This window comes from Caballeronia sp. LZ008 (genome assembly GCF_031451435.1).
In the GTDB taxonomy this organism is placed as follows: Bacteria; Pseudomonadota; Gammaproteobacteria; order Burkholderiales; family Burkholderiaceae; genus Caballeronia; species Caballeronia zhejiangensis.
This window is the reverse complement of the sequence record NZ_JARUXK010000005.1, coordinates 26,224-51,010: the sequence shown is the minus strand read 5'-3', so window position 1 is coordinate 51,010 and position 24,787 is coordinate 26,224. Positions and strand designations below refer to the sequence as shown.

Sequence of the window (24,787 nt, the reverse complement as noted above, 5' to 3'; positions counted from 1 at the left end):
ATGCTCGCCAAAGACAAAATAGACGGGGTGTTGCATCTACCACCTCTACGGCTGGGGTTACGTTATCCAGCATGGCACGTGCCGCGCAGCCTGGCGTCGGAGTGGCAACCACGGAAACGGGGAGCGGGTGCAATGGTGTACTGCGCCTTCGGCGCGAGGTCGTACCGCATCGGCCGACGCGCTGTCCGCCGCTCATGTCGTCGGAACGCTGATGCCGTCGCGCTGAGGCCGTTGTCACAGGCGGGTCAATCGGCCGCCCGTGCGTAGCGTCGACAATGCCCGAGGTCCACCGACGCGTTCAACCGGCTTCAAGCCGGCGACGAAACGCAGTCCCAGACGCCGATCATTCGAAGGAAGCATCATCTCCCTGGCGCAGGATCCTCGCAGCGGCACGCCACTCTTGCGGATCGGTTCCTGCTCTGCCGACCGCGTGAGACGCGCCCGACCCGGGCGGTTAAGTGGCATGTCGATTGCGGGTCGAAACTGCGTGTCGAGATATATCGCTTTGCGCTAATCCTTCGACATATACGCACACAGGAGCATGAAATGACTGAGCCTCAGGAACACCTTCTGGACTGGCTGCGCGATGCGCACGCCATGGAGCAACAGGCCGAGCAGATGTTGCGCGCGCAGTCCGGACGCCTCGAACATTACCCGCAACTCAAGGCACGCATCGAGCAGCATCTCAAGGAGACGCTTGGTCAGCAAAAAATCGTGGCCGAATGCATCGAGCGGCTCGGCGGATCCACATCGACAGTCAAGGATCTCGCCGCGAAGATGATGGCTTTCGCGCAAGCCGTCGGCGGCATGACGATGACTGACGAGGTCGTGAAAGGCGCGATCATGAGCTACGTCTTCGAGAATCTCGAGATCGCCTCGTACACGTCGCTGATCGCCGCGGCTAAGCGTTGCGGCGATGAAGCGACGCGTGTGGCGTGCGAGCGCATCCTGCCGCAGGAACAGGCCATGGCGCAGTGGCTGCTCGAGCACATTCCGTCGATCTCCGTCGAATACCTCGATCGGTCAGCGAGCGGGCAGGAAGCCAAGAAGTAGGCGATGCATCGCTACGCTTCCCTGGCGCGGCATAAGTGTTGCGTTCCTGTTCTGGTCGGTGCGTGCGGCCTGATCCTAACGCGGCGTTTTCCGCCACACGCCAGCGCGATTCCGACGCGCTGAGACCGCAGCATCACGACCGTAAGCGACGCATCCGCGATCCTCTTGGCCGCTGCGAGCAAGACATTCCCCCTTCGACGATTCACGCGGAGTCCGTGAAGGTACTTCCGCTCCCTCAAAAGGAGTCGTTCAAATGTTCGTCCATAACAAACGCCTGCAATACACCGTGCGCGTGGGCGCGCCGAACCCGGGTCTCGCCAATCTCATGTTGGAGCAGTTCGGCGGGCCGCAGGGCGAGCTCGCCGCCGCCATGCGCTACTTCACGCAAGCCGTCAGCGAGGATGATCCGGGTCGCAAGGATCTGCTGTTCGATATCGCGACGGAAGAACTGAGCCATCTGGAGATCATCGGTTCCATCGTGGCGATGCTGAACAAGGGCGCAAAGGGTCAGCTTGCAGAAGCCGTCGAGCAGGAAGCGGAGTTGTATCGTTCGCTGACCGGCGCCGGCAATGATTCGCACGTCACGCAGGTCCTGTACGGCGCGGGCTCGCCGCTGACGAACTCCGCCGGCGTGCCGTGGACCGCCGCGTACATCGACACGATCGGCGAGCCCACCGCCGATCTGCGCTCGAACATCGCAGCCGAAGCGCGCGCCAAGATCGTCTATGAGCGGCTTATCAACGTGACGGAAGATGCTGGCATCAAGGAGGCGCTCGGCTTTTTGATGACGCGCGAAATCGCGCATCAGAAGTCGTTCGAAAAGGCGCTGCACTCGATCCAGCCGAATTTTCCGCAAGGCAAGCTGCCAGGAGTGCCAGAGTTCACGAGCGTCTATTTCAACATGTCGAAGGGCGATGACGCGCGCGGGCCGTGGAACGAAGGCGGCGACTGGCAGTTCGTCGAAGATCCGCAACCAGCCGTCGATGGCGGCGACGGCACCGCGACCGTCAGCGTCACCGAAGCGGACGTGCAGGTGCTGCAGGCGATGGCATCGCGGACTGCGTCAGATCCGTCGGCGGATCCGACGACCGGTGCCGATCTCGGTGCGGGCAAGGCAGATCAGGTATAGCGCGCAAGGCCGACGCTTCGACCTACTATCGACAGCGTCGGCACCTGCGCGAAACCGGCTGCTTCTCGCACCGGCTGAACCGGTAGCAGCAAGCATCTCCCGAGAGCGCATAACTTCCTACCAAACATGGACACGGATAAGAGGCAGCCGGCGATATGCAATGGGCACACGCGCCGCGCGCCCCGTTCACCGGTGAAGGCATGGCGATCGAACCGTGCAGAGAAATGGTCATCCAGATACTCGGCGACACGGACGCGATGAAGTCTGGCACCGCTACGCGGCACCAGTCTTCATCGCAAAACATCGGAATGACAACTACCCGGGAGTAACATGATCCGGTGAGGCAACACGACCGGCCATGCTGCTTGACGCTATCTAGTCGGTCGTCTTTCCGGTCGTGTCGGCGCCTGAAGCGCCGTTCGGCGACAATCGTTTTTCGCGTTTCTGCATAAGTGTGGCGCCCCCGGGCCGCTCGCCCCGCTGGAGGCGCTGCCGGCCGCCTGGTTCGGTCCCTGCCGCGCTGCATCGCTGGTGACGGAGCGTTTGTGTGTTCTGCGCGAAAGCGCCGGTTTCGCGAGACAACTTTTTGCAACGTTCCAATCAAGTCCGACTCGATAAGACGCAGACGTTGTCAAGCGATGCCACTGACCGACCGTCGTGCGTCCAGACTTCAAGCAGGAAGTCTGCTTCCTCATGCCGAACTGTACGAGGCAACTGAAGAGCATTGTCGAAGACGCCGTGCACGTGGTCACCAGATCGCTCACCTTCGTCGGGGTCCATGGAATAACGCCAGTGGCACGCTACGACAGTTCCACTTCGCCGAAGATGTGCCTTTGCTTTGCTGGCGATCTCTCTAATCCCATCGTCACAGACGAAGCAAAGAAACTCACTCAACACGATCAGGTCGAATGTGCCATCGGGCCATTGCTGTGGTACTTCCAGCAGTTCGACCTGCACATTGCTGAGATGAGCCGTCCGAGCACGCGCCATTGACACGGCGACCGCCGATACATCGCCGCTGAGAAGGTGCTCGCAGCGTCCAGCAAGTCCAAGCGTAAGCACTCCGATCGCGCAGCCAGGCTCAAACCCATATGCGTATCGCTGTTTAGGCAGAACTGCAAGCGTGACTTCGCGCTTTCGGCGCTCGTACCAACTCGTCGTATAACTCCACGGGTCCGGCTGTTGCTGAAATAGCGAATCGAAGCGGCGTTGCAAGTTCCTACCCTGGCCCATACTGTTGTGTCCCAGTCGAAAACCGACGACGCCACTTGTCAGTTGCTGTGTCTTCTAAGCACTCACCGAGCCATTCTTCATAGGCATGAGGCGTTCGGGGTCGGTGTGCGACACCGCGGCTTGTTACACGCATGCTCGAGTGCCTCACCCTACGCGCCCTTGAAAATATGCGCGCGGTGGAACTCGTATGCTCGGCGGCGTCCACCTTGAAGTTCCGTCCGCATGCCGCCGAGTATGAGCCGCGATCGCAGACCAAGCAAGCGCAAGCGGGCATGTTCGTCCGCAGGCTTACGTCGCGATGAGTACAATACAATCACTGCCTAGGGTCGCGTCACTCGAGCTGCCTGCGCTGACGAGCTATCTGAAATCGATGTCAGCGGGATAGCTTGGCAGCCGGACTCATTGCGCGAGACTCGCGCGAAACAGGGACCATCCAACTAGCAAAGCAAACTAGCGACCGAGGGCGACGCCCATGCCGAACGCTGTCTCATGCGGCGCGATCCCGGGCAACACTCCGATCCGCGCCGCTGCACCCGCAATGTGCTGACGCCGTTGTCTCGGCTCACTGGCTGCCTCTTGCGCGCAAGCAACGGGCATCTACGAAGGCGCATGCGCCGACCACCACAACGCCATGGAGCCTTTCTGCGAGAGGATGCGCTCGCAGACGAGCTTCGTTTCGAAGAAGCCGCTGGCCTCGGAAGCGGCGGCGATCGCGCGATAAACGTCGACCCCTTCGTGAATAAACTCGCCAACATCCACCAAATCGCGACGCACCTCTTGCATTGGATTTGCCTCGCGCCCATACCGCATATCCGCCAAAACTGAATTTTCCGTTCGCGAGGCTTCTGCATCATCGCAAATTCGTCGCAGGCACTCGCGGAGCGACTGCTGCTCGTCAATGGTTTGAGTCAAGAATGTGTCGATCGCGCTGGCCGGCAAAAGATCGACTGCAAGAGCGTCCTGAATTCGCCTGAGACATTTTTCTTGCCCGGATGCTAATGCGTAAGCTTTCTGAAGCAGATCCAGAAGCTCGCTCCTTAAATCAGTCATGAGAATTCTCCGCCATTCAATGCTCCACTATGGCCCGTCAGGTGCTGGGCGCCGTGGCAACCATCCGGACGAGCCGCGCCGCAGATGCTATACGGACAGTATGCATCGCGCCCGGCACATTTGAGACGTGGCGATTGAGATGACGCGAATGTGGTCGTCGAAAGTCGGCGACGCCGGACGGATTGTGCAGTGATACGCCAAAAAAGCATGCTTGAAATTCTCCACCGCTCTCGAATCCAAGGCATGGTCTACTGCCGGCGTGCGTATCGCGGAAACTCAGCTCCCCCGGTGCGCGCTTCACCGATCAGACGCAACAGCAAACAGCCGTCAGAAACGCACTCCGCGCGCTGCCACCGGCGGCAATCCGGAGTGACGGTCGCACCGCGGCGGAGTCAGCCGTTCAGAGCAACTGCAAAGCGACCGTGAACCAAGCACGAGGCCTGCGCGGCTATCACCGTCACGAGTGTCGGTGCCAGTGAAAACGCCGAGTAGAACGCGACGCCCGCGGCCATCGGCGCACATCGATAGGTGCTGAAGCGTTTAAGGCACGCGGTGGCCAGCCTTTGACACGGCTCACGACGGACGTCTTCTCCGGGAAACGTAACGTCCCACGAAGCATCGAAAACGCCTGCCAGCGCGACGGAGTTGCGGAGCGCGTCAACTTGAGCGGTCGAGAAGGCCGCATGCCCCGACGCGCTACTACTGCCACGAACAAGCGCAAGGTTCGGACTTGGCGCCGCGAGTGCGAGGGCGGCTGGTAAAATGCGCCGCGGCTTGCGCCTCTGGCTGCCTCTGGCTAGTACCGGCATGACTTTCTTGCTTTTGATCAGTTAAATCGTCTAACGAAAGCGGACCGCGACCGAGCCGAAAGCTGAGCTTGACGAGCTCCGCCTCGCGTTCGGCTATCTGAGATTCGATGGCCTCTAACAGAAGCGATGAAGGGCATGCATACGAACACCGTACGCTCGGCGGGGAATGAGACAACATTCGTTTCCCTTGAGGCGCGAGAACCCATCAGCGACAAGACCGAGACCGTAAGCACGTTAGCCCGAGTCCCGAGATCTGCGAATTCGCATAATGGTCTGGCGCGATGTGCTCATGGCTCTGGCCACCTCGGCGACGGTTCTACCCGCAGCGAGCGCATCCAGCACGCGACGTCGGCTCTCCGCGTCGAGGCTGGCGGGACGGCCGATCCTTGCGCCGTGTTGCTTCATGATTTGAGCGGCTTCACACGCTCTCATTTGCCGGACTTTGCTATCGAGTTCCGCTACCAGGCCGAGGGTCGGGATGAGAACATCGTCCCCCACCACGGCAAACCCCTCCGTCGCCGTGCAGATGCAAGCGACTGACGCGCCTTTGTTCTTGATCTCCCGTAAAGTGGATAAAACGTCGGTAGGGCTGTTGCCCAGTGCCACGAGATCGAAAACCACCAGCAGATCGTGCCGCCATAGCCTGCCGATCACTTCTTGCAACACAGGCCGCTCAGACGCAGGTCTCGTCGGGGAAGCGTCGCCCATGTAAATATCTTCTTCGAGGACCTCCAAGTCGAACGAGATGAGCGTTCGTGCAGCGCTCGCCTGACTCAGGCGATCTTCGTCTCGTATCAGTGCGATGATGGTCATAACTGCGCTATCGATAGCGGATTACAAGTAGGCGGACAGGTTGTCTCGCAGCCACCCGCGAACGATCTAACACGCTCGATTGCCGTCAGACGCCTGACGTACAACTTGGCGTCCGTCTCGAATGCTGCTAACCGTGCGTTTCGCCGCGCCTGCAGAGGGGCCATCACTGAGGCATGTGACCTCGGCTCGGTCGTCGGTGTTCACTGTCTTCCACGCCGGAACGGACATACGCCAATGCGGCGAGCGACATGCTTCGGTTGCGCTCGTCTGACGGTCAGTCGCGGCGGAGATCACTGTGCAAAGAGTCAGCGGACTCTGCCGCGGGAAGAATGCGGACGTCGGCGCGAGGGCGCAGTGCACGCGCGCATGCCAGCGCTTCTTGCTCGCTTTTGACGACCGTAATGCAGAGGCCTCCCACTGTCGGCACCTCGACTTGCCAGCCTCCATGGGCGCCGGGCCTTACGATGATTTCGGCGTCGTCAGCGCCTTCTGGCGTCAGCATCTGGATACTGGCTCCTCTGAAACGAGATGAACGCTCCTGATAAACGCCCGTCCTTTTCGGCGATCTCAGCTAACCAGGACTTCCTGGCCGAAGCGTCGCGCGCTAGGCGAGCTGACGGCGATCGGGCGGCTCCCGCATCGACAGCGCGAACACCGTTCGTGTCGCGTGTGTCACGGTTCGCACCGCTCGCGTTCTCGCGCGAGAACTGGCCAACCGCACGGGACTGGATGCCATGATGCGGGCCATCGCTGCCGCTGAGCCCAGTGAATACGACGCCTTGGTCGGCACTCGGCATGACGATCCGTAAGGTGTCCCCCTTCGTATGCGAGCGCCGACGAGCCACAGAAAACGTCGATGTACCGGTGCCCGAGCGGCCCGAGATCGACGTCCGCGTAGTATCGGGCGGATGCTTCCAGCATACGTCGCTTTTCGGCCTTCACATAGATAGAGGTTCTCTGGAGGGAGCATGACCCAGGATGGCCTGAACCACGTCGGTCGGCATCTCGCGCGCGACGGCGCGCATGCCGAACGTGCGGCGAAACGCATGCGCCGAAGTGTTGAACAGTTGGACCAGCGCTTCGGTGCTGATTTCGGCAAGCGCTGCCGCGTCCGATCGCAGGTCGAGCACCAGACGCTGCACGGCCATGCGCACCAGCCGGCCCAATGCGTCGGGTGTATACGGGGCGCCGTCAGCTTGTGCGGCATGGCGCTTCTGCGCCGTGTCGGTGGCGGGGATCCAACTCCGTGCAACTAAGCAGGCCGGTTGACTGGACATCGAAGTCGCGATCGCGGTCTGCCCAATGGGCGCGCAGCGCGTCAAGAGCGGCGGCGCTCGCCGGCATCGCTGCTTGCGCCCGCTGCTTGCGCCGTTTGCCGACGCGGGTCAGGGTCCAGACGGTTGGCGTACGGGCGACTTCGAACGACGCTGCCCGCGAAACGAGCGGTAGCCGTGCTTGATGGGAACGGCGAAACCGCAAAGACAGCGCGTACGACTGGACGTGCGACAAAATCCTGAATGAGGGCCGCTTCGCAGCCGATGACAGCCTTTCAGAGCAGTTGCATAGCGACCGCGATCGCAGCCATTATGATGACGACGCCGGCGGTGAGTGCGCCGATCATTCCGATATCAAATAGCCGGGATTGCCGGCTCTCCAATCCTCGATCGCGTAACGGGGAGACCTTCATCGGACTTTGGACCGAGATGTGTGGCTTGGGAAAGGGCAGTTCTTCGGAACTCAGACTGGACGCGCCGGCATTCTCTTGAGGGGTGGGCGACCTGTTGCTGATGCGTGGCATCGCTCGTCTCGGTTAAAAAGCCGGAGCTTTGTTTATCCCCTACCACCGGCGGGTTGCATGGCGGTAAGGTTAAGCGTTCGTCGGCTTTCGTTGGTTGGGCAACGCGCATACCGATCTAAGCGGTTCCACTGTCGTCGATCGTCGTCACGCCAAGCGCACGCATGGCCTTGCCGCATCGGCGAGCGCTGCCTCCTGGTTTTCAAAAGCTTCAGGTAATTGACCAATAGTCTTCGCGGCGTCGCTACCCGGCGCCAACATGTCGGCAATCCATATCCCACCCGCCGGGTTGGCGTTCGACCTTGATTTCCGCAGCTTCGGCCATTCCAACCTCCCTTGTCGTCAATTCTAGCCGGCTCGATGAAGCCGGCACCTTCCTTGCGTACCGATATGTGGGCTACCGCCGAGAGGCATTTTTAGGGACAACACGATGAACGAAGACCAAGTGAAGGGTGTAGGCGAAAAGGTGAAAGGCAAGATCAATGAAGGCGTCGGAAAAGTGACCAACGACCCGGCTCAGGAAGCGAAAGGTGATGCCCAGCAAATCGCCGGCGAGACCCGGAAAGAAGTCGGCGATCTCAAGGAAGACGTGAAGGACGCCGCTGATGGTGCGGCTGACCGCAATGAGGATGCGCCCGCACCGGCGCCGTGAGCAAAGACGTTGGATGGATCGACTCAGCCACGGCTTGGGTAAGTGGCACCCTCATCGGTCTGCGAGTTTCCATGCCGGCTTCGGCCGGCCTTTTTGTCCTCAGAACAATCGGCCTTCTATCCTTGCCTCGATCACTTCATGCAGCCGGAACAGCGCCATTTTGAGATTGCCCGCTTCTAGGAGCCGGCTTGCCGTCTGCAGCACCTCGTGCTCGAACGGATCGGAGTTGATGAGGTGCCGGGTGTGTTGGATGAATTCAGCGATTTCGACAAAGAACCGGTCGGGATATGGGCCGCCATGTCGGTTTAGCTGGTTCATTAAAACGGTCCACCGGTCGGCAAGCTGTTCCAGCGTTTCCGGGCAGAATGCTTTCATGATGTCCCTTGCGCGAAGGGTATTGTAGGGCTCCGTCCAATTTATCTCGTCGGTACAGCAATTGGTCGTTGATTGCCATTCCCCGTGGTGCTTCGCCCGCTCTCAGCGGGCATTCTTTTGACGGGAGGCCCAGGGACGGAGGTAGGGCCCACAGGTTCAATGTTGTGCTGTCTGCGCTTGTCGTGACAACAGCATGGCGGGACGATCAGTGCCGCCGTGAGCCTTTCGTCATGTTGCCGCGATCGAATCCAGGTTAGACATGGTCTGGGCGAGCTGATCTCCAATGCGGCTCATGGCGCGCCGGCCGCTCATCAACCGACGATCACACGGCCGTTGGTGAAGTGATGGCGCGAGTCGGTCACACGAAGCCGCGCCACAAAGCTCACGACCCCAGCAACTTAGAGGCGTTACCAGCACCACTTATACACAAGGTTTTCAACGGAATCTGTGGATAACAGTGTAGGGGGTATCTGCCAAGTCACTCGGCACAGCGCTCGCGCGGAGCTCGGCTTGAGCGCTGCGCTGTCGTGCGTGGAAGCTGAGCGCCGCTGGCTCATCGATGCGCAGACCGCCGCGCTAACTCAAGCGCGTCCTCCAATTGCACGATCAGCAGCTTGCCACCATCCGGTTGCGCGACCTGACGGCCGCCACGGAGCGGCTTCAGCGCTTCATGCGAAGCGATCGACCCTCCCCCTTGCCGGAGCACGTTCGTGCGACTGTTCGGAAACGGTCGCCGTCGCCATGATGAAGGAGCGGGATCATCCCTCACGCATTTTGTGTCGCGCGCGGCACGCAGTCGAGATCACGGAGCGCCTTGTGGTATCTACCGATGCCTGCCCCGATCGCGCCACGCATCGCACCTGTGGCGAGCAGATGACGCCTGGCGTTGCTCATGACCCGTTAAGAAGCCGGGTCTGTCGACGACATCCGCTGCAAAGCGCCACGCCTTGCACCCCTCCCTCACCCGAGCCGTCGCGCATGCGCACGGAGGTCACTGCTGGGCCTCCTCGTCGGCGTAGTAGCGCGCTGCGGCCTCGAGCATGCGCCGCCGCTCCGCCCGCACGTAGATCGACGTCGTCTGCAGCGACGCGTGGCCGAGAATCGCCTGCACGACATCGGTGGGCATCTCGCGCGCGACCGCACGCGTGCCGAACGTGTGTCGGAAAGCATGCGCCGAGGTATTGGCCAGTTGCACCAGATCGTCCGTGCTGAAGTCGGCCAGCGCGGCCGTGTGCGCACTCAGGCGTTGCACAGCCGTTCGAACCAGGCGGCCCAGTGCATCGACGGTATAGGGCGCGTCATCCGCATCGGCGTCGTGCCGCTCGAGCGCGGCACGCGTGGCCGGAATCCACTGCGGTGCAATCAGCGGCCCCTGTGCTCGCGGGGCGTCGAAGTCGCGGTCACGGTCGTCCCAATGCGCGCGTAGCGCGGCGATGGTCGCGCCACTCACCGGCACGGTGCGCTGCTTGCGGCGCTTGCCGACGATGCTCAGCGTCCACATCGCCGACTTGCCGCGGCCGGATTCAGTCGCGCTCATCAGCGTCGATCCCGGCGCCGGTTGCGGTGTCGAACCCGCCGCGTTGCGATGCACCGATCGCTGCTCGTCGGATGTCTCGGCAATGCGCAAGTCCTCCCGACGCGCGAGCGCGGCTTCCGCCCGCCGCAGTCCGGAGTCGCCCATCAGCAAAATGGCCGCGCGTGCGGCGCGCCACTGCCGCGCCTCGTTCTCCGCGTCAGGCGCTGCGCCAATCAAGCTGTCGCAGCGCGCGTCGAGCGCTGCGCGCACCTGCGCCCAGAGTTTTGCAGGCAGCGCCCGGTGCACTTGTACCGACAACTCACGCGTGACGGTTGCCGGTTCGTGCACGGCGCTCCACGGATTACCCGCGAGGTAGCGCACCTCGACCAACCACGCAAAGGCCGCGCGCAACACCCGCACCGCATACGCTTGACTATCCACCGATAGGCCCTCGGGGACGAACGGGCGCCAGCGGTTGCTCGTCCGAGGTCGCTTGGGTCCCGTGAAAGACGTCAACGGCGCCTTTAAAAAGTCCTTGTACGCCTCGCAGTCCTCGACGGTCAGCGACGACAGCGCTCGATGTCGGACCACCACGCTCCACAAGATCAGTCGCTCGAGTTCGCGCGTATAGGCGCGCAAGGTCGTGGGCCGATCTCGATAGCGGTGTAGATAGGCATGCACCGCCGCGAGATCGTGCTCGGCGCGAATGAAAGCAAATGCCGATGCGCGGTTCAACCCGCGGTGGTTCCCCTCTCCACCGGATAACTCCGCCGGCACAGCGAGATGCTCGAAGGGTGCCAGCCGCGGCTCGCTCGGATTGCCACCGATCACGACGACGCGATCGACACCCTGCCCGCCGTCCTGCACTTCACTCTTCGCTTCGCCCTTTACCGCCGTCTGCGCTGGCACCAAGGACGCGGTGTCGACGTCGTCGGCGACTTTCATGCCGAGCGTCGTTTCATGCCGCCGCAGCCACGCGACGATCGTCCGCGCGCGCAACGCGCCGATGCGCGGCACCGCGCGCCACCAGCTGCCGCCGCGCGCATTGCAGTAGTCGATTAACGCGCCGAGCGTGGCGATGCCCTCCCCGTTCAGGCGCTGCGCGATCAGCGGCCGAAACCACAGGTGCACCGGGTGCGTCAAGAGTGGGACGGCCGCCGCCAGCGTCGACGCCTGTTCGACCATGCGCAAGGTCATCGCGGAGAGCTTCGCGCTGCCGTGCTGTTTGATCGACGCCTTCAGGTGATCGGCCAGCACCGACGAGCCATGCAACAAGGCAAGATGGACCAGGTCATCGCGCATCGTGCCCAAAAACCGTCCCATCGCGTCGGCACTGGCCGCATGCGGCGAACGTTCCGGGTCGTAGTACAGCCGCGCGATGGTCGCGACCGGCAAGCGCTGCACAAACGCCCGCAGCGCCGTGAAGTCGGTGCGCGTATAGGTGCGCGGCGGCGGCAGGGTCAGCTGTTGCGGTTGATTAGCCATGGCGATACGCCCTCCCGTACGAAGCCGCGCATCCGAACGCGTTCCAACGCGTGGCTCGATGCGGTAAGCCTTTGCGGGAGCCGACAGTGAGCCGATACGGGAGCGTGTCTTGTCTGTCTTCTTGTCGCCGCCGGTACTTTACGCCGTAGCCGTGTGCGCGCAGGTGCAGGATAAGTGGCACGGACAGCGGCGCATACTTCGGCCCGCGGGCGGCATGCGACGGAATCCGTTGGACCACGGCATGGCATTCCGGCCGGCTACCGATGGCGCCGGCCTGCAGCGGGACCGAACGCACCCACACTCGGGCCGATGCCGGCAAGTGATGCTCGGCCGGTCTCGGTGACCATTTGACTATGGGCGGTGGCGTCATAATGGATGCGCTCGGTGCCACGGTCTTACCCCGGAACGACGAGGCGCAGCCCCGGCAGGTCAGCGAAGTCGGCGCCATTCAAGGTCATCAGCGCGTAGCCGTGTTCGATGGCTTGCGCGGCGAGCCACAGGTCGTTGTAGCGGGGCCGTGGCGAACGGCCCGACTGTTTGACCGCAGCGGCGAGTACGCCAAAGGCCGCGGCGGTGTGCCGTGACACGTCGAGAATCGGCCGCCGCTCGAGTTGTTGGAGATACGCCGCGCGCCCTGCCCGCTCGACCGGGTCCGCGCACGCGTGCACGCCGAAGCCGAGTTCGCCGAGCGAGATCACGGAAATGAAGACGGGCGCCTCGCCGGCCAGATCGATCACCGTCTGGCGCTTGAGCGTATTGGCCGCGAGCGCGACCCAGATACAACTGTCAAGAACGACGCCCGCGTTCGAGCCTGCGTTCACGGCTGCGATCCTGGCTTCGGTCACGCCCACGGCTCCCGCACGGCGTCATCGAAATCGGCTCGACTGTCATCGGTCCAGGCCTGTCCCTGTTGCGGTGTCAATATCGCCGGCAGTCCGGCCAGGGCCTGCGCCGCGGTCATGACGGCTTCAGGCGGAACGAGGCGTGCGACTGGCGTGTGGTTGCGTTCAATGATGACCGTCTCGCCGTCGCGGGCGACGGCATCGAGGATCTGGCGCGTCTGGCGCGCAAGGTCCGTTGCCGTGATGATCTGCATCGCTGACTCCAGTTTGAATACGTATTTTACGTATTCTAGACCGATTTTCGCTATCGAGTGAGGTGTAGATCGGGCTACGCTCCATTTTAACCATTAACCGCTTCACTGCTAATCATAATTAGCAGACAAGGCTGGTTTTGCTATACGTCGTGATTTCAGCCCGCTGATGCGGTCTTTGCGCCTGCACCCTGCCCTTCCCACGCCCCGATGACCGTTTGATCGCCGGGGCGCTGCGTGCAATTACCGCTTAGGCCGGCTTGATGTTGCCTGCCTGCTTACCCTTGGGGCCCATCTTCTCGTCGAAGCTCACCTTCTGCCCTTCTGCAAGCGACTTAAAGCCGTTCGACTGGATTTCCGAGAAATGCGCGAACAGATCGTCACCGCCTGCGTCCGGCGTGATGAAACCAAAACCCTTTGCATCGTTGAACCACTTGACCGTACCGGTTGCCATGTTGTTTTGCCTTGAAGTTGAGAACGGCGCCGCCCTCGCAAGCGCCGGACGCTATCTTGATCGACTGCGCCATGGCGCGCAATCAAAACAGAATGACGACGGAAGGCTGGCCTATCCCGATAACTGCGCTTATCAGGCTTGAGCGGGATTTCGGTTCAAGCGCAAATCAGCATGAAGAGCCGGGGAAATTCCGCTACTCGGGCGGGTTACTGCAGCCATTGAACAACTTCCCGGCCACCGCCCTGTCCTGCTGATGAGACCATATCCCGACGACCGCCTGGATCGCCGGGGCCGTTACCACTAAGCCGGCTTGATGTTCGACGCCTGCTTGCCCTTCGGACCCATCTTCTCGTCGTAGGTCACCTTCTGCCCTTCCGCGAGCGACTTGAAGCCATTCGACTGGATTTCCGAGAAGTGTGCGAACAGATCGTCACCACCCGCGTCCGGCGTGATGAAACCAAAACCCTTTGCATCGTTGAACCACTTGACCGTACCGGTTGCCATGTTGTGTTGTGCCATGAAAGTTGAGAACGGCGCCGCCTTCGCAAGCGCCGACGCTATCTTGATCGACGGCGCCGGTTCGTGCAATGGCGCATCCCGGAGGGTTGCGAGCCCGTTTGAGATGCTTGATCGGGTGACTCAACCAACGCTGCGCTCATGACAACGTGTCGCGACGACGTGGCCAGCGATTGGCCTCCAGGGCGACTCTTGAGCTTTGCGCTTTTTGGGTCGCCGGCTTGGCAGCGTCAAGATCGCTCATCCTCTGGCGATTGCGGCCGGGGATACACGTAGCCCGTCGCGCACCAGACCGTCTAACTTCGGGGGATCAGCTCTCTCTACCGATAGGGAAGGCGGGTTCACTCCGCCAGCCCTCCGGCAGAAGCGTCAAACCGCACCGACTGCTTTTACTGGGCAAGCGACCTCGGGCCCGCAGCCGCTAGCGGCTCGCGCGGCGCCTCGCCCGTCCGTCGCCCTATTCAGCCCGACGTGATCGATCGCCGAACCCGAAGGCGAACGCGCGCCTGCGTTGGTCCTACCGCGTTCCGCGTCCTGGCTTGGGTCCCGACGCGCACTTCACGACAGTCAACCGGCACCGCGTGTGCAACGCCCGGCCGCCCTCTTCGTCCGCTAGTTCCGTCCCCTCCGCCTCTCTGATCTTCCTCAACCGTATCGCCCGTGACGGCGATGCGGGGACCCATTTAGTCCCGCCAGACTGTCCAAAGCATCCTTAAGCACGGTCGGCGTGTCCGGTTGTCCCCTAGTCGCGCTGAGCGTGGCACGTTGAACGATCCCGCGCATCGATGACAGACGGCGCCTTTCCTTGTTTGAAGCAGCGGCGTCCGCGCTCACTTCCCGATCGTTTCGATCGTCCCTGCGGCCACTGCCACCCTCACCTGTTTTCTCGCGCCGGTCCGGGTCGGCGAAGCTTGCTGCAAGCTGTTTTTCTTGGAGGGTCTGCGTGCTGTTGGATTAGTGTTCGTAGACGCTGGACGGTTAGATCGGTAGTTGCGTTATCGACAGTCCCTCTTCGGTTTGTTCGCGTTCAGCCTCACCCAGTCGCGATTAAGGCGTTCGCTAAACGCTCACCGCCGCTCTTGCCGCAGCACATGCGACGTCTCGCCCGGGTGCACGCGGACCGCGGCTCTCGTCACGCTCCCGCACCTCGCACCCTGAGCAGCTGACGCAGTCCGGCGATATGGTCACGCACGGCGCCCGTGACGGGGGATCTAACCATTCTCAACGGAACGCCTGAGGCCGGTGCGTAGCCGAGCGCTTGCTGCTGCGCGTGGGCAAACCGTTCCAGGTCAAGGGCGGTGGCGGGGCGGAGTTTTCCGGACTTAAGCGCCGCGGCGAACGACGGCATCCATCCGGCGGCCTGCCGTCCGACGCGCTCCGTGAGGCTGAAGATCGTCAGCGAATCGCCCCCGGTACCCACGACGAACTGACGAGCGTTGTCCGCATCAATGAAGGTGCGGCCCGCGTGTTGAAGGGCGATGGCCTGGCCTTCGGCGCGTTGCTGATTGAGCGCCTGCGTGGCGTCGCCATCCGCGCTCCGACTCCGTACGAGATGGGTGAAATCGACTGGGGTGCGAAGGAGGGCGCGAAGGTAGCTGATCGGCGCCTTGGCGAGCTTCAGGTGGTCCCAGGTGGCTTCCACCACATCGGAAAGTCGCTTGCCGTGATCCCGCGCTTCGCGCATGAGTTTGAAAATCAAAAAATCAAAAAAACCCAGGGTGCGAAGGCGCTGAAGGTCCGCAGGCAGTTGGCCCGGTTGTCTCTTTTGAAAAACAGAAGGGCTTAGATCCTTATATATTCCACCGTCTGCCAAGGTGGCAGACGGTGCGGCAAATGAGTTTTGCGCGGGAGCAACTGCTGACGAGGAGGGCGCTTGCGAAGCCTCGCTCTCGTGCGTGCGTGAGGCCTCAATGAGTCCAAGGAGGGCAGCCGCGTGTTCGGTGAGATGAAGGTACGCGCGGCCAAACAAGCCCGCTTCCACGTAGCGGCTTTGGGGGCGACGCTCGATCAGTCCCGCGACTTCGAGATCGTCGAGGCTCCGATAGAACGTGCGCATCGATTGCAGCGCACGGCCTGTGAGCAATTCACGACGAGCGAAGATCGCAGCAAACGGCTTGGCGGCGTCAACGGTCCGCGCGAGGGCAGACAGGACGGCACGGGCCCGGGGAGGAATTTGTTCGATGTGCGCGGCCCGGAACGCTGCACGGAAAATGATCCACGGCAGGTTGGTCGAGTCGCAGCGAAATGCAGTGAGGGCGGCCGAATCTTGGGGATGTGCTTCACCCTCGCCGGCAACGAAGCGTTGCGCGATAGACATGTCGAGCGATCCATTAAAAATGGATTGAATTCGCTTGACTGTCGACCTTGTTGCGCTACACTCCGGGTGTCTGCAGTCCCTTTCCAGTTTCCAGCTGGGGAGTCGCGCGGCAAAGGTTTCCAGCCAAGCCCGCAATCGCAAAGGCCCTCAGTTTCCAGCTGCGGGCCTTTGTCTTTCTTAAGCTAGTTTCTCGTCATTTCGATCCCGGTAGACGGCTGCGTAGTACGAAGTTATTGTTAATCAACGACTTACGGTTTCTGAGTCTGCGCGAGTTGCTCAAGGTGCTTTCGAATAGCATCACGTACCGAATCCGCGATTTCCTCAGATTGAAACTCGATTCGCATCACGTTCTTCGCACTTCGGACATCGCACCAAGTTGTCTTTCCAGAGCGAATTTTGAAGCTTGATGCGGCTGGGGTGGCTTTCTTCGGGGCATCGGACGATCGAGCAAATTTCACTGCCTGCGACTGATCGAGCCTCCGGTCGGCAAGACGTTGGACAGCCTCTAATACCCGATCCCTCTTGCCCGCTTCGACCAACACCGCGAACTCTGCTGCAGCATTTGCGCCAAGAAGAGCTATGTTCGCTTCCAGAATTGTCCGAACATCAGGCGGAAGACGGTCGAAAGACAGCAATGCGCTTATGTGAGACGGACTGATACCCACACGCTCGGCAACGGTCGCCCTATTCATCTCGGGATGCTCAGTCTGAAATCGCTTCAGACCAATATATTTCTCGTAGTCAGTCAGGTCCGACTGCATCAAGTTCGCGAAGAAGGCTCCTTCATCAGCTTCCTCAGCCGTTGCCTCGCCCAGCACGCAGCGAATTGTTTCTCGGCCCAGTTCCCGATAAGCATCGCTTCGATGGTGTCCGGAAATAATCTCGAAACCACCTTCCGCGCGCGGCAGGACAACCACCGGATGAATCAGCTTGTTATGGCGGAGGTTGTCGCGAAGCTCAGCATATTTCTCCGGTGCCATATATCTGCGACGGCCGGGGACTTCATGCAACTCTGAAAGAGGGACGTCAACGGTGCCGCCCATCTGCTTTGCTTCTTGCAGCTCTTTCCGAAGCCGATCAATCTCATCCTGCTGCTGCTCTGACTTTGCTTGAAGGTGCATCAGCTGACCGGGCGCAGTGCGGGGCGTCGTTGCAGCGCGATTCTGTGCTTTGTCCGCCTCTTCATCTGTAAGGCGTATGTTCGCCGCCTTTGAGGCGAAATTTTTCATACTCACGATGCGCTACCTCCTTTCTGCCAAAGACCCGAAACACGATCATCGACGCGATCGACAAACTGGTCGCAGGGCGTTCGAATCCGACGGAGAGTCTCGGCTCCCCCTTCATACGTCGAGATGTCGTACACCGTTGCAAAGCGCATATTGGTGTTGCGCGCTACGTCAGTCTCTGGAATTTCAACTGGGATGACCCGGTTGCCGTACAGTTGGCTAATCCACGACTGAACTGCCTTGGCTGCGGGCTTTGGTGTCATCCGTGTAATAAGGATGTCGAGAAAGTCGAACTCTTTGCGCGACTGTTCTCCGCGCGCTGCCATGCCGGTTACCAAATCCGAGAATAGGTGCCAAAACTGAACCATCGAAGCGAACGATAAAACGTCGGGAACTACGGGTACGATCACCCCGTCGGCCGCAAAAATCGCATTGATTGTCAAATAGCTCAGCGTCGGTGCCGTATCCAAGATGATGTAGTCGTATTTTTCCCGTAGAGCTTCGATTCCAGCATGGAGAACATTTTCGAATCGTTCACCGCGGGCACCCGCTGATGCGCGGGCAGGCAGCATGAACTCAGCATTGAAAAGCTCGGTCGACGACGGGATGAGATCCAAGTTTGGCCAGTAGGTCTCTTGCGGCAACGTCCGCATATCGAACTCATCACCTCGCAAGTAGGCCTCGATCAGAGGCATGATGGTCTGTGAGGCGTCGACCTCCGCATGCGGATTGATCCCATAGAGCGTGGTAGCGCTGCCCTGCGGGTCTAGATCTATGTGGCAGACACGCCGACCACGACGCATCGCTAGTCCCTGAGCGAGAACTGTCGACATCGTCGTTTTAGTGACGCCACCTTTGAAGTTCGCGACGGCGATGATTTTTCCGGGGCCCGACCGGGGAGTCGGGGCGAGTTCTGCACGTACCCATTGAACAGCCTCTTCAACTGTAAACTGCCGCGGAGACCCCCGACGAGCTTGCTTGCCTTGCGGCAGCTCGCCCTTTTTGAGCATATAGGCCATCCGCTGGACGTCGATCCCGCACATTTCCTGCACTCGCGCTGAACTTATCATTGGAGGCACCTTTCTCGGAAAAGGCTCCAGCAGCTCATCCCGAATCTTCTGCAACATGAAGTCGGAAAGCCCAGCGAGCTTGATAAGATCTTCCGGTGTTGTCTTACCAGGGTTGGCGAGATCTAAGTCCATAGTCCATTTTCGATCGGTTTAGATTATTCTATCGCCGAGCCAACTTTTCACCCAACCGATAGAATCAAGTGGGACTTTAGACGGCTGGGATAGTAAACGCAAGTTAACTTTCAACTTCGCAGAAGACTCAGTGCCAGCAGTCTCGGCCATCAGACGCGTTTACCGCGAAACCACATTAAGTGTGAAACGTGGTTACACGTGAAACATACAACGTGGCCGATCGTCGGGCTGCGAGGCAGCCTCATTTTGAAAGGGATCTCAGGGGCTCGAACCTAACTGTGTTAGTTGTGTTCGAAACTCATGGGTGTAGGAAAGTGTTTCGGGCGGGCATGTGGCACCAACAACAGTGTTAAAGACATCTACCCAGCCTTCGCAAACTTCTTCGCTTCGAACCTGAATCATCGTCCAAAGTGGCGTCGGGGCCCTTCGTGCCGAGGCGGCAAGTCGAAGAGCATGCAGCCTTAGATTGCCGAACAACTAGGGTTTCGCAAAACTTGCTTTGTAGGACGGTCGCCTTTCGACGCCGTGAAACCCTGATCGGCGGCGCTCCGCGCCGATAGGGCACACGCACCTGGCGGTGCCTGTGCCGCGGGATTGCTTGTGCGGGAAACACGTCGCCGCGCTCCATCCTTTGTCTGCCGTTCAAAGCGCTTTCATCTGCCCTTCAAAGCCGCCTCTTAATCGACGCATAGCACGAACCGGATTCGGCACAAGGGTCCGCTTCGCCACGTCCTCACCCGTTCGATGCTCGCCTGCGGCTGCGCTTCGCTGCGGCCTCCGGGCGCGCCCTTGCACCGAATCCGGCCCGTGCAAAACATGCCCCGAGGCGGCTCCGAAGAGCAGATGAAACTGAACGACAGACAAAGGAGGTAGTAATGAGCGCAACGACCACCCGCACAACCAATCCCACCAACGAAGCGGGCTTTCCCCCCGCGCCTCCCGAGGCTCACCAACGAACATATGTCGAAGGCGATACTCGAACGGTGACGGTCGACGATTCTCGTATCCAGTTGCAGTACCAAGACGGCAGATGGTTAAACATGACAGTGACACCGCTCTAATTGTCGATAGCACAATAAGGATACCGAATCATGGCCGCAAGATACTTTTCTTGTGCTGGCACCGCCAAGCTGATTCGTCAGTCGTTGGCGGAGTGCTTCAAGGGCGTGCCGTTCTCGGTCCGCACTCAGACTCACGGCGGTGGCGCAACCTTTTACGTGAGTTGGACCGATGGCCCGAACGCCGCGCAGGTCGAGGCGATCACCAGCAGAGTTCGACAAGTGTATTTCGACGGACCGAATGATGATGCGGCAGCCGGTGATCAGAGGCTGGACGCTTACGAGGTCTGCTTCGGGGTAGACCACATCTTTACTGTTCGCGAGCACAGCGATGCAGCGGTGCAATCCGCTATCGACCGCATCTATCGACGTTACGAAAACCTCTTCGCCGGAAACGGTCTGTTCAAGCCGACCGTCGAACAATTTCGCTCGGGTGAACTATCACGACTCCAACTTGCGGAACTGGTTTCGGACACCGCCACCACGGTGCAAACGATGATCCATCAAACGCTTGCCAAACAAAGCGATCGCCTCAAAGTGGCCTGTGAAAAGCCTGCACTCCGATCCTACATAACGCTCCGCGACGGCTATGTCCGCGAATGCGGCGAGCAACGGTCCGTCATGCCGCTCTACGACCGATTTGGACCCATCGACTGAACCGGAGAGGGGAGGGCGATCATGCATCCCGCCGATTGCCTTCCGTTCTACATCAACCTTGTTTCTAACCGGCCAACGACCAACGCGATCCCACTCTGCGTAACTCGGTCGCTGGCATTCTCTGGGAGCTTGAAAATGGATGATCGCAACGACGCCATCGACGTTCAGAAAAATGATGTCGAGCTTGACGATGCAGCAACATCGCCCACGGGACTCGAAAACACCTTTGGCGGCGACAGTGCCATCGAGCAAGTCGCATTGTCACGCCTGAACCCTTCGCCGCGAAATGTGCGCCGCAAAGCCGCAACCGGAATCGACGGGCTCGCGGACAGCATCGCCGCGAAAGGGCTGCTGCAAAATCTGGTCGCTCATCCGATGACGGGAGCACGCGGCAAGAAGCCGAAGCTTTGTGTGTGCGCAGGACAACGTCGACTTGCTGCACTTCAGTTGCTTGCAGAACGCAGTGTGATCAGCGCGGACGAGTTGATTCCGGTGAAGGTCGTCACCGAGGCTGAAGCCGTCGCCGCATCACTCATCGAAAATCACGCCCGCGAGCCGATGCACGGAGCCGATCAGGCGATGGCGTTTCGGATGCTCATCGAGGAGGGCAGGAGCGTAGACTACATTGCTGCGCTGTTCTCGGTTCCAGTGTTGACAGTCCAACGCCGCCTCAAAATCGCCAACGTCTCGCCCAAGCTATTGGACGTTTTCCGCGATGACGGCATGAGCATTGAGCAGGTCATTGCGCTTTCCTTGACCGATGACCACGACTTTCAAGAAAAGCTTTGGTTCAACGCCGCACAGCCATGGTTGCGCGATCCTCATCAGCTTCGCGCCGCGATCACGAAGGAAGAAATCGAAATCCGCAACAATCCGCTTGTCGCGTTCGTGACACTCGAAGCCTACGAGGCCGCCGGTGGGTTTGTACGTCGAGACTTGTTCAGCGATGACGACAACAGCGGGCACATTGTTGATCCCGCGCTGTTGCAGCAACTTGCCACCGACCGTCTGATCGAGGTGGCACAGACCATCAGCGACGAAGGCTGGAAATGGGTCGAAACGCGAGTTAAGCGGGACTACGGCGAATTGAGCGAATATGGTCGCCAGTCGTCACACACGCGCGACATGACCAAGAAGGAGGAACGCGAGTTCGCCAAGCTCCAGAAGGCAAGAGACACGGCGACTGACGCACTCAATGCGTATTACGACGACGAGTCCGCCGAGGAGGACGAGGAAAAACGCGACGCTTTGGAAGAAGCGGCGAATGCGGCGAGCGATGCCTGCGATGCCTTTGTCGAAAGCATGGAAGCATGGTTGCCTGAACAGTTGGAGACTGGTGGTGCGTTCGTGTTCCTCAACTATGCGGGCGAAGTCGTCATCGAGCGGGGCTTTATCAAACGAGACGATATGCAACGGTCAGGTTCTGAGCAGAGCGCCGCCGATGGCACGTCAGGAGTCGAGCCGAAGAAGAAAGCCAAGCCTGTACACAGCGAAAAACTCTGCCGACGCTTGACCGCACATCGAACCGCTGCTGTTCAGGTTGAACTGGCCGCACAACCGGGCGTAGCACTCGCGGTATTAATGCACCACATGATCCCGACTATCTTCGCGGAACACTACGGCCATATGTACAGTGGGCGAACGCTCGAAGCTAAGTTTACTTGCGTGCATGACGGCCTGTTGCGTGAGGCCGATGATCTGGCGGATAGCCGTGCATGGAAGGAAATCGAAGCCGAGCGTGCGAAGTGGACGGCAATGCTTCCGAAGAACAGCGCCGAGCTTTTACCTTGGCTTTTGCAGCAGAGCGACCATGTCACGTCCAACTTATTCGCGTTCTGTGTCGCAGCCACCCTCGATAGTGTCTCCGGGACCGATGGCGGTCATCCGGTGAGCCAGTTGTTCGACGTGCTCAATCTCGACATGAGCAAGTACTGGACTGCGACGCGGGAGAGCTATCTGGATCATGTATCAAAAGGTCGGATCGCCGAGGTCGTAACTGCGGCAGTCTCGGCGGAAGCAGCAGCATCGCTCGCATCGAACAAGAAGGATGAGGCAGCATCGATGGCCGAACGGCTGCTGTCCGATACGGGTTGGATTCCCGACATGCTGACGAACCACAGTTCGGTGAAGGAGAGCAACTTCGCTTCACCGGAACTTGATGACCAAGAGTCAGACGAGGAGGGCAGCCGAGAAGACGCTGACGCAGACGCAGATCAGTGACCCGCAGAAGGTAGCCAAGGAAGGGCAGTAACTTGACCGTTCCGTATTCAACGTCGAACTGGAAAAGAAAAGGCTCGAAGCGCGGCAACGCTTCGAGCCCGACCGTCCAACGTCGCAGGAGTAGAACGGGATCCAACTGATTTCATTATATCCGTGCCGAGCCCGAACACAAAGCCGAACACCAGCCTCCGCGCCTGGCGGCGCTGCGCGCCCCAAGGGGGCTTGCCGGTTGTTTCGCACGGTCTGTCGGATGGTCTGCTCGCCGGAGTCGGCCAGTCGCTCACGCCCTTGAATCTGCCACACGCCCCGGCTTTCCCGGTCAAGGGACTTTCGCGACATATCCTCGACCGCTGCGCGGCCTGCGGTATTTCACGGTTCCCTTGACCGCGCCGGTTCGCGCGGCAGAACGGGCTTACCGCGACCGACCGACTCCGACGAGCAGACCTAGCAAACGGCTTCGCGTGCTCCACGCCCCTTGAAGTGAGACAGGCGCTCACGCGCCCGTCATGATCGAACGATCCGCTCCCTCGCTCGTCCTCGGGGCAGCACCTTTGATGCCAAGACTCGCGGGGAAGCGAGTACTTATCAAGAATATTAAATAGATACTGCTATTGACTTTTGCGAAGGTATCGACCATAATACATATATCGAAGCACGAAACAGAAAGACGCTTCGATACCGAGAAACCAGCGGCGGCAACCGCTTCTCGGCCTTCCACAACGTCGCAATTTAGGAGTACTGTAAATGCAACTCGCATCCAAGTTCGGTTATAACGCGCCCGTTCTCCGTTCGGAAATCCCCCTGACGGATGACCAAATCCAAAGTATCGCGCCGTCAATTTTCGCTGCTGAGAAGCACGAAAGCCGCTCGAAGCGCTACACCTATATTCCAACGATCAATGTACTCAACGGCCTGCGCCGCGAAGGATTCCAGCCCTTCATGGTTGCGCAGACGCGCGTGCGCAACGACGACAAGCGCGATTTCACCAAGCACATGATTCGCCTTCGCCATGCCGACCAGATCAGCGGCAAGGAAGCGAACGAAATCATTCTGTTGAACAGCCACGATGGAACGAGCAGTTATCAGATGCTCGCCGGTATGTTCCGCTTCGTCTGTTGCAACGGCATGGTGTGCGGCACGAATGTCGGTGAGGTACGCGTCCCGCACAAGGGCGATGTCGTTGGCGAAGTTATCGAAGGCGCATTTCGCGTGCTCGACAACTTCGAGGTGGTTGACGAGCAGCGCGAAGGAATGCAGGGCGTGACGCTCGACACCGGCGCACAAAACGCCTTTGCGCGCGCAGCCCTTGAATTGAAGTACGACACGGAAGACGCCGCCGCGCCTGTGACGGAAACGCAGATTCTCCGCCCCCGACGCATGGAGGATGGCGGGTCGGACCTGTGGACGACCTTTAATCGTGTGCAAGAAAACATGGTGAAGGGTGGGCTGCGCGGACGCAGCGCGACGGGCCGCACGACGACCACCCGAGCGGTCAGCAGCATCGACCAGAACGTCAAACTGAATCGGGCTTTGTGGGTTCTCGCCGATGAGATGCGCAAGATGATCGGCTAACGCGGACGGCTGCCGGGCGAGCACAGCCGCCCGGTAGTTCCCTCGGACACATGGAGAGAACACCATGAGCAAGGTCTTTTATATTCCGGGCGAGCCGACCGCGATCGATTATGCGTTGGAACTGACGGATGGCCCAACGGTGACTTACGTGACGAACTGGACACGCGAAACGCTCGACCAGCTCGCGCAGCGGTATCCGGGCGTGGTGATCGGTGAGGAGGATTCCTTCATCGAGCAGCAGGAGCGCGCGTTATCGACTAACCCGGAGGAAATCACCGAGGCCGAATATCACGCAGCCATGTCCGGCCCATGGCCGCCGCTCGTCTGGCAACTGGGCGATGGCGTCGAATCGTTCAAAGGTAGCGAACCCGTCGAGGGGAATATCACCTTGATCTACGCGAGAAAGGGTTCCCGTTACTGGCGATTTCGCGGTGTTGCGACACTGCCTCACCCGTTGATCGCACAGAAGATTCAGCATCACTAAAGCCGCGAGACAGTACGCTCAAAACGCCCCATCCCACCGGATTGGGGCTTTCTGTTGACCGATATTGACTCCGAGCAG

The 24,787-nt window shown here is 60.2% G+C and carries 23 protein-coding genes and 1 pseudogene; 9 read left to right on the top strand and 15 right to left on the bottom strand.

Annotated features, from left to right (window positions below; genetic code table 11):
- Positions 1–546 precede the first annotated feature (546 nt).
- Both QCE49_RS31980 and QCE49_RS31975 read left to right on the top strand, forming a co-directional pair.
- Positions 547–1,053, top strand: a complete 507-nt coding sequence (locus QCE49_RS31980; RefSeq protein WP_309806754.1) for a ferritin-like domain-containing protein — start codon at positions 547–549, stop codon at positions 1,051–1,053.
- Positions 1,054–1,306: 253 nt separating this feature from the next.
- Complete coding sequence (locus QCE49_RS31975) at positions 1,307–2,182, top strand: manganese catalase family protein (protein WP_309806753.1); 876 nt, start codon at positions 1,307–1,309, stop codon at positions 2,180–2,182.
- 600 nt (positions 2,183–2,782) lie between these two features.
- On the opposite strand, the gene QCE49_RS31970 is transcribed toward QCE49_RS31975, so the two are convergent.
- The 6 genes and pseudogenes from QCE49_RS31970 to QCE49_RS31945 form a co-directional block, all read right to left on the bottom strand.
- A complete protein-coding gene (locus QCE49_RS31970; protein ID WP_309806752.1) occupies positions 2,783–3,415 on the bottom strand; it encodes an SAM-dependent methyltransferase in 633 nt (210 codons plus the stop codon).
- A 597-nt stretch (positions 3,416–4,012) separates the two neighbouring features.
- Positions 4,013–4,465 (bottom strand): DUF892 family protein, encoded by a 453-nt coding sequence (locus QCE49_RS31965; RefSeq protein ID WP_309806751.1) that lies wholly within the window; start codon positions 4,463–4,465, stop codon positions 4,013–4,015.
- A 446-nt stretch (positions 4,466–4,911) separates the two neighbouring features.
- A pseudogene (locus QCE49_RS31960) lies at positions 4,912–5,025 on the bottom strand (ribonuclease); the annotation flags it as partial.
- Between the two features lie 483 nt (positions 5,026–5,508).
- A complete protein-coding gene (locus QCE49_RS31955; RefSeq protein WP_309806750.1) occupies positions 5,509–6,087 on the bottom strand; it encodes a recombinase family protein in 579 nt (192 codons plus the stop codon).
- A gap of 938 nt (positions 6,088–7,025) precedes the next feature.
- The gene (locus QCE49_RS31950) at positions 7,026–7,364 is read right to left on the bottom strand and encodes a hypothetical protein (RefSeq protein ID WP_309806749.1); all 339 of its coding nucleotides are present in this window, start codon (positions 7,362–7,364) and stop codon (positions 7,026–7,028) included.
- Between the two features lie 272 nt (positions 7,365–7,636).
- Positions 7,637–7,885, bottom strand: a complete 249-nt coding sequence (locus QCE49_RS31945; RefSeq protein WP_309806748.1) for a hypothetical protein — start codon at positions 7,883–7,885, stop codon at positions 7,637–7,639.
- Between the two features lie 427 nt (positions 7,886–8,312).
- On the opposite strand from QCE49_RS31945, the gene QCE49_RS31940 reads away from it, so the two are divergent.
- Positions 8,313–8,534 carry a CsbD family protein gene (locus QCE49_RS31940; RefSeq protein ID WP_309806747.1) on the top strand — a complete coding sequence of 74 codons (222 nt, stop codon included), beginning with the start codon at positions 8,313–8,315 and terminating at the stop codon, positions 8,532–8,534.
- A gap of 99 nt (positions 8,535–8,633) precedes the next feature.
- Here QCE49_RS31940 and QCE49_RS31935 read toward each other — a convergent pair whose 3' ends face one another.
- From QCE49_RS31935 to QCE49_RS31915, 5 genes are all read right to left on the bottom strand, one after another.
- On the bottom strand, positions 8,634–8,909 hold the full coding sequence (locus tag QCE49_RS31935; RefSeq protein WP_309806746.1) for a hypothetical protein: 276 nt from the start codon (positions 8,907–8,909) through the stop codon (positions 8,634–8,636).
- Between the two features lie 991 nt (positions 8,910–9,900).
- Positions 9,901–11,910 carry a phage integrase family protein gene (locus tag QCE49_RS31930; protein WP_309806745.1) on the bottom strand — a complete coding sequence of 670 codons (2,010 nt, stop codon included), beginning with the start codon at positions 11,908–11,910 and terminating at the stop codon, positions 9,901–9,903.
- A gap of 395 nt (positions 11,911–12,305) precedes the next feature.
- Complete coding sequence (locus QCE49_RS31925; RefSeq protein ID WP_409017625.1) at positions 12,306–12,689, bottom strand: type II toxin-antitoxin system VapC family toxin; 384 nt, start codon at positions 12,687–12,689, stop codon at positions 12,306–12,308.
- A 62-nt stretch (positions 12,690–12,751) separates the two neighbouring features.
- The gene (locus tag QCE49_RS31920) at positions 12,752–13,006 is read right to left on the bottom strand and encodes a type II toxin-antitoxin system Phd/YefM family antitoxin (RefSeq protein ID WP_309806743.1); all 255 of its coding nucleotides are present in this window, start codon (positions 13,004–13,006) and stop codon (positions 12,752–12,754) included.
- 247 nt (positions 13,007–13,253) lie between these two features.
- Positions 13,254–13,457, bottom strand: a complete 204-nt coding sequence (locus QCE49_RS31915) for a cold-shock protein (RefSeq protein WP_309806742.1) — start codon at positions 13,455–13,457, stop codon at positions 13,254–13,256.
- A gap of 71 nt (positions 13,458–13,528) precedes the next feature.
- Here QCE49_RS31915 and QCE49_RS31910 point away from each other — a divergent pair, with 71 nt between their 5' ends.
- Positions 13,529–13,711 carry a hypothetical protein gene (locus QCE49_RS31910; protein ID WP_309806741.1) on the top strand — a complete coding sequence of 61 codons (183 nt, stop codon included), beginning with the start codon at positions 13,529–13,531 and terminating at the stop codon, positions 13,709–13,711.
- Positions 13,712–13,757: 46 nt separating this feature from the next.
- On the opposite strand, the gene QCE49_RS31905 is transcribed toward QCE49_RS31910, so the two are convergent.
- The 4 genes from QCE49_RS31905 to QCE49_RS31890 form a co-directional block, all read right to left on the bottom strand.
- Positions 13,758–13,961, bottom strand: a complete 204-nt coding sequence (locus tag QCE49_RS31905) for a cold-shock protein (RefSeq protein ID WP_309806740.1) — start codon at positions 13,959–13,961, stop codon at positions 13,758–13,760.
- A 1,144-nt stretch (positions 13,962–15,105) separates the two neighbouring features.
- Entirely contained in the window at positions 15,106–16,290 is a 1,185-nt protein-coding gene (locus QCE49_RS31900) for a Replication protein O (protein ID WP_309806739.1), read from the bottom strand.
- A 248-nt stretch (positions 16,291–16,538) separates the two neighbouring features.
- A complete protein-coding gene (locus tag QCE49_RS31895) occupies positions 16,539–17,519 on the bottom strand; it encodes a ParB/RepB/Spo0J family partition protein (RefSeq protein WP_309806834.1) in 981 nt (326 codons plus the stop codon).
- A gap of 2 nt (positions 17,520–17,521) precedes the next feature.
- Entirely contained in the window at positions 17,522–18,718 is a 1,197-nt protein-coding gene (locus QCE49_RS31890; RefSeq protein ID WP_250469939.1) for a ParA family protein, read from the bottom strand.
- 875 nt (positions 18,719–19,593) lie between these two features.
- Between QCE49_RS31890 and QCE49_RS31885 the strand changes: the two genes are divergently transcribed.
- From QCE49_RS31885 to QCE49_RS31865, 5 genes are all read left to right on the top strand, one after another.
- Positions 19,594–19,779, top strand: coding sequence for a hypothetical protein (locus QCE49_RS31885; RefSeq protein ID WP_309806738.1), 186 nt, complete (start codon positions 19,594–19,596; stop codon positions 19,777–19,779).
- A 30-nt stretch (positions 19,780–19,809) separates the two neighbouring features.
- Positions 19,810–20,433 carry an LPD29 domain-containing protein gene (locus QCE49_RS31880; RefSeq protein ID WP_309806737.1) on the top strand — a complete coding sequence of 208 codons (624 nt, stop codon included), beginning with the start codon at positions 19,810–19,812 and terminating at the stop codon, positions 20,431–20,433.
- Between the two features lie 135 nt (positions 20,434–20,568).
- Entirely contained in the window at positions 20,569–22,653 is a 2,085-nt protein-coding gene (locus tag QCE49_RS31875) for a ParB/RepB/Spo0J family partition protein (RefSeq protein ID WP_309806736.1), read from the top strand.
- A 744-nt stretch (positions 22,654–23,397) separates the two neighbouring features.
- Positions 23,398–24,225 (top strand): DUF932 domain-containing protein, encoded by an 828-nt coding sequence (locus tag QCE49_RS31870; RefSeq protein WP_309806735.1) that lies wholly within the window; start codon positions 23,398–23,400, stop codon positions 24,223–24,225.
- Between the two features lie 64 nt (positions 24,226–24,289).
- A complete protein-coding gene (locus QCE49_RS31865; protein ID WP_309806734.1) occupies positions 24,290–24,709 on the top strand; it encodes a hypothetical protein in 420 nt (139 codons plus the stop codon).
- The last annotated feature ends 78 nt before the right edge of the window (positions 24,710–24,787 follow it).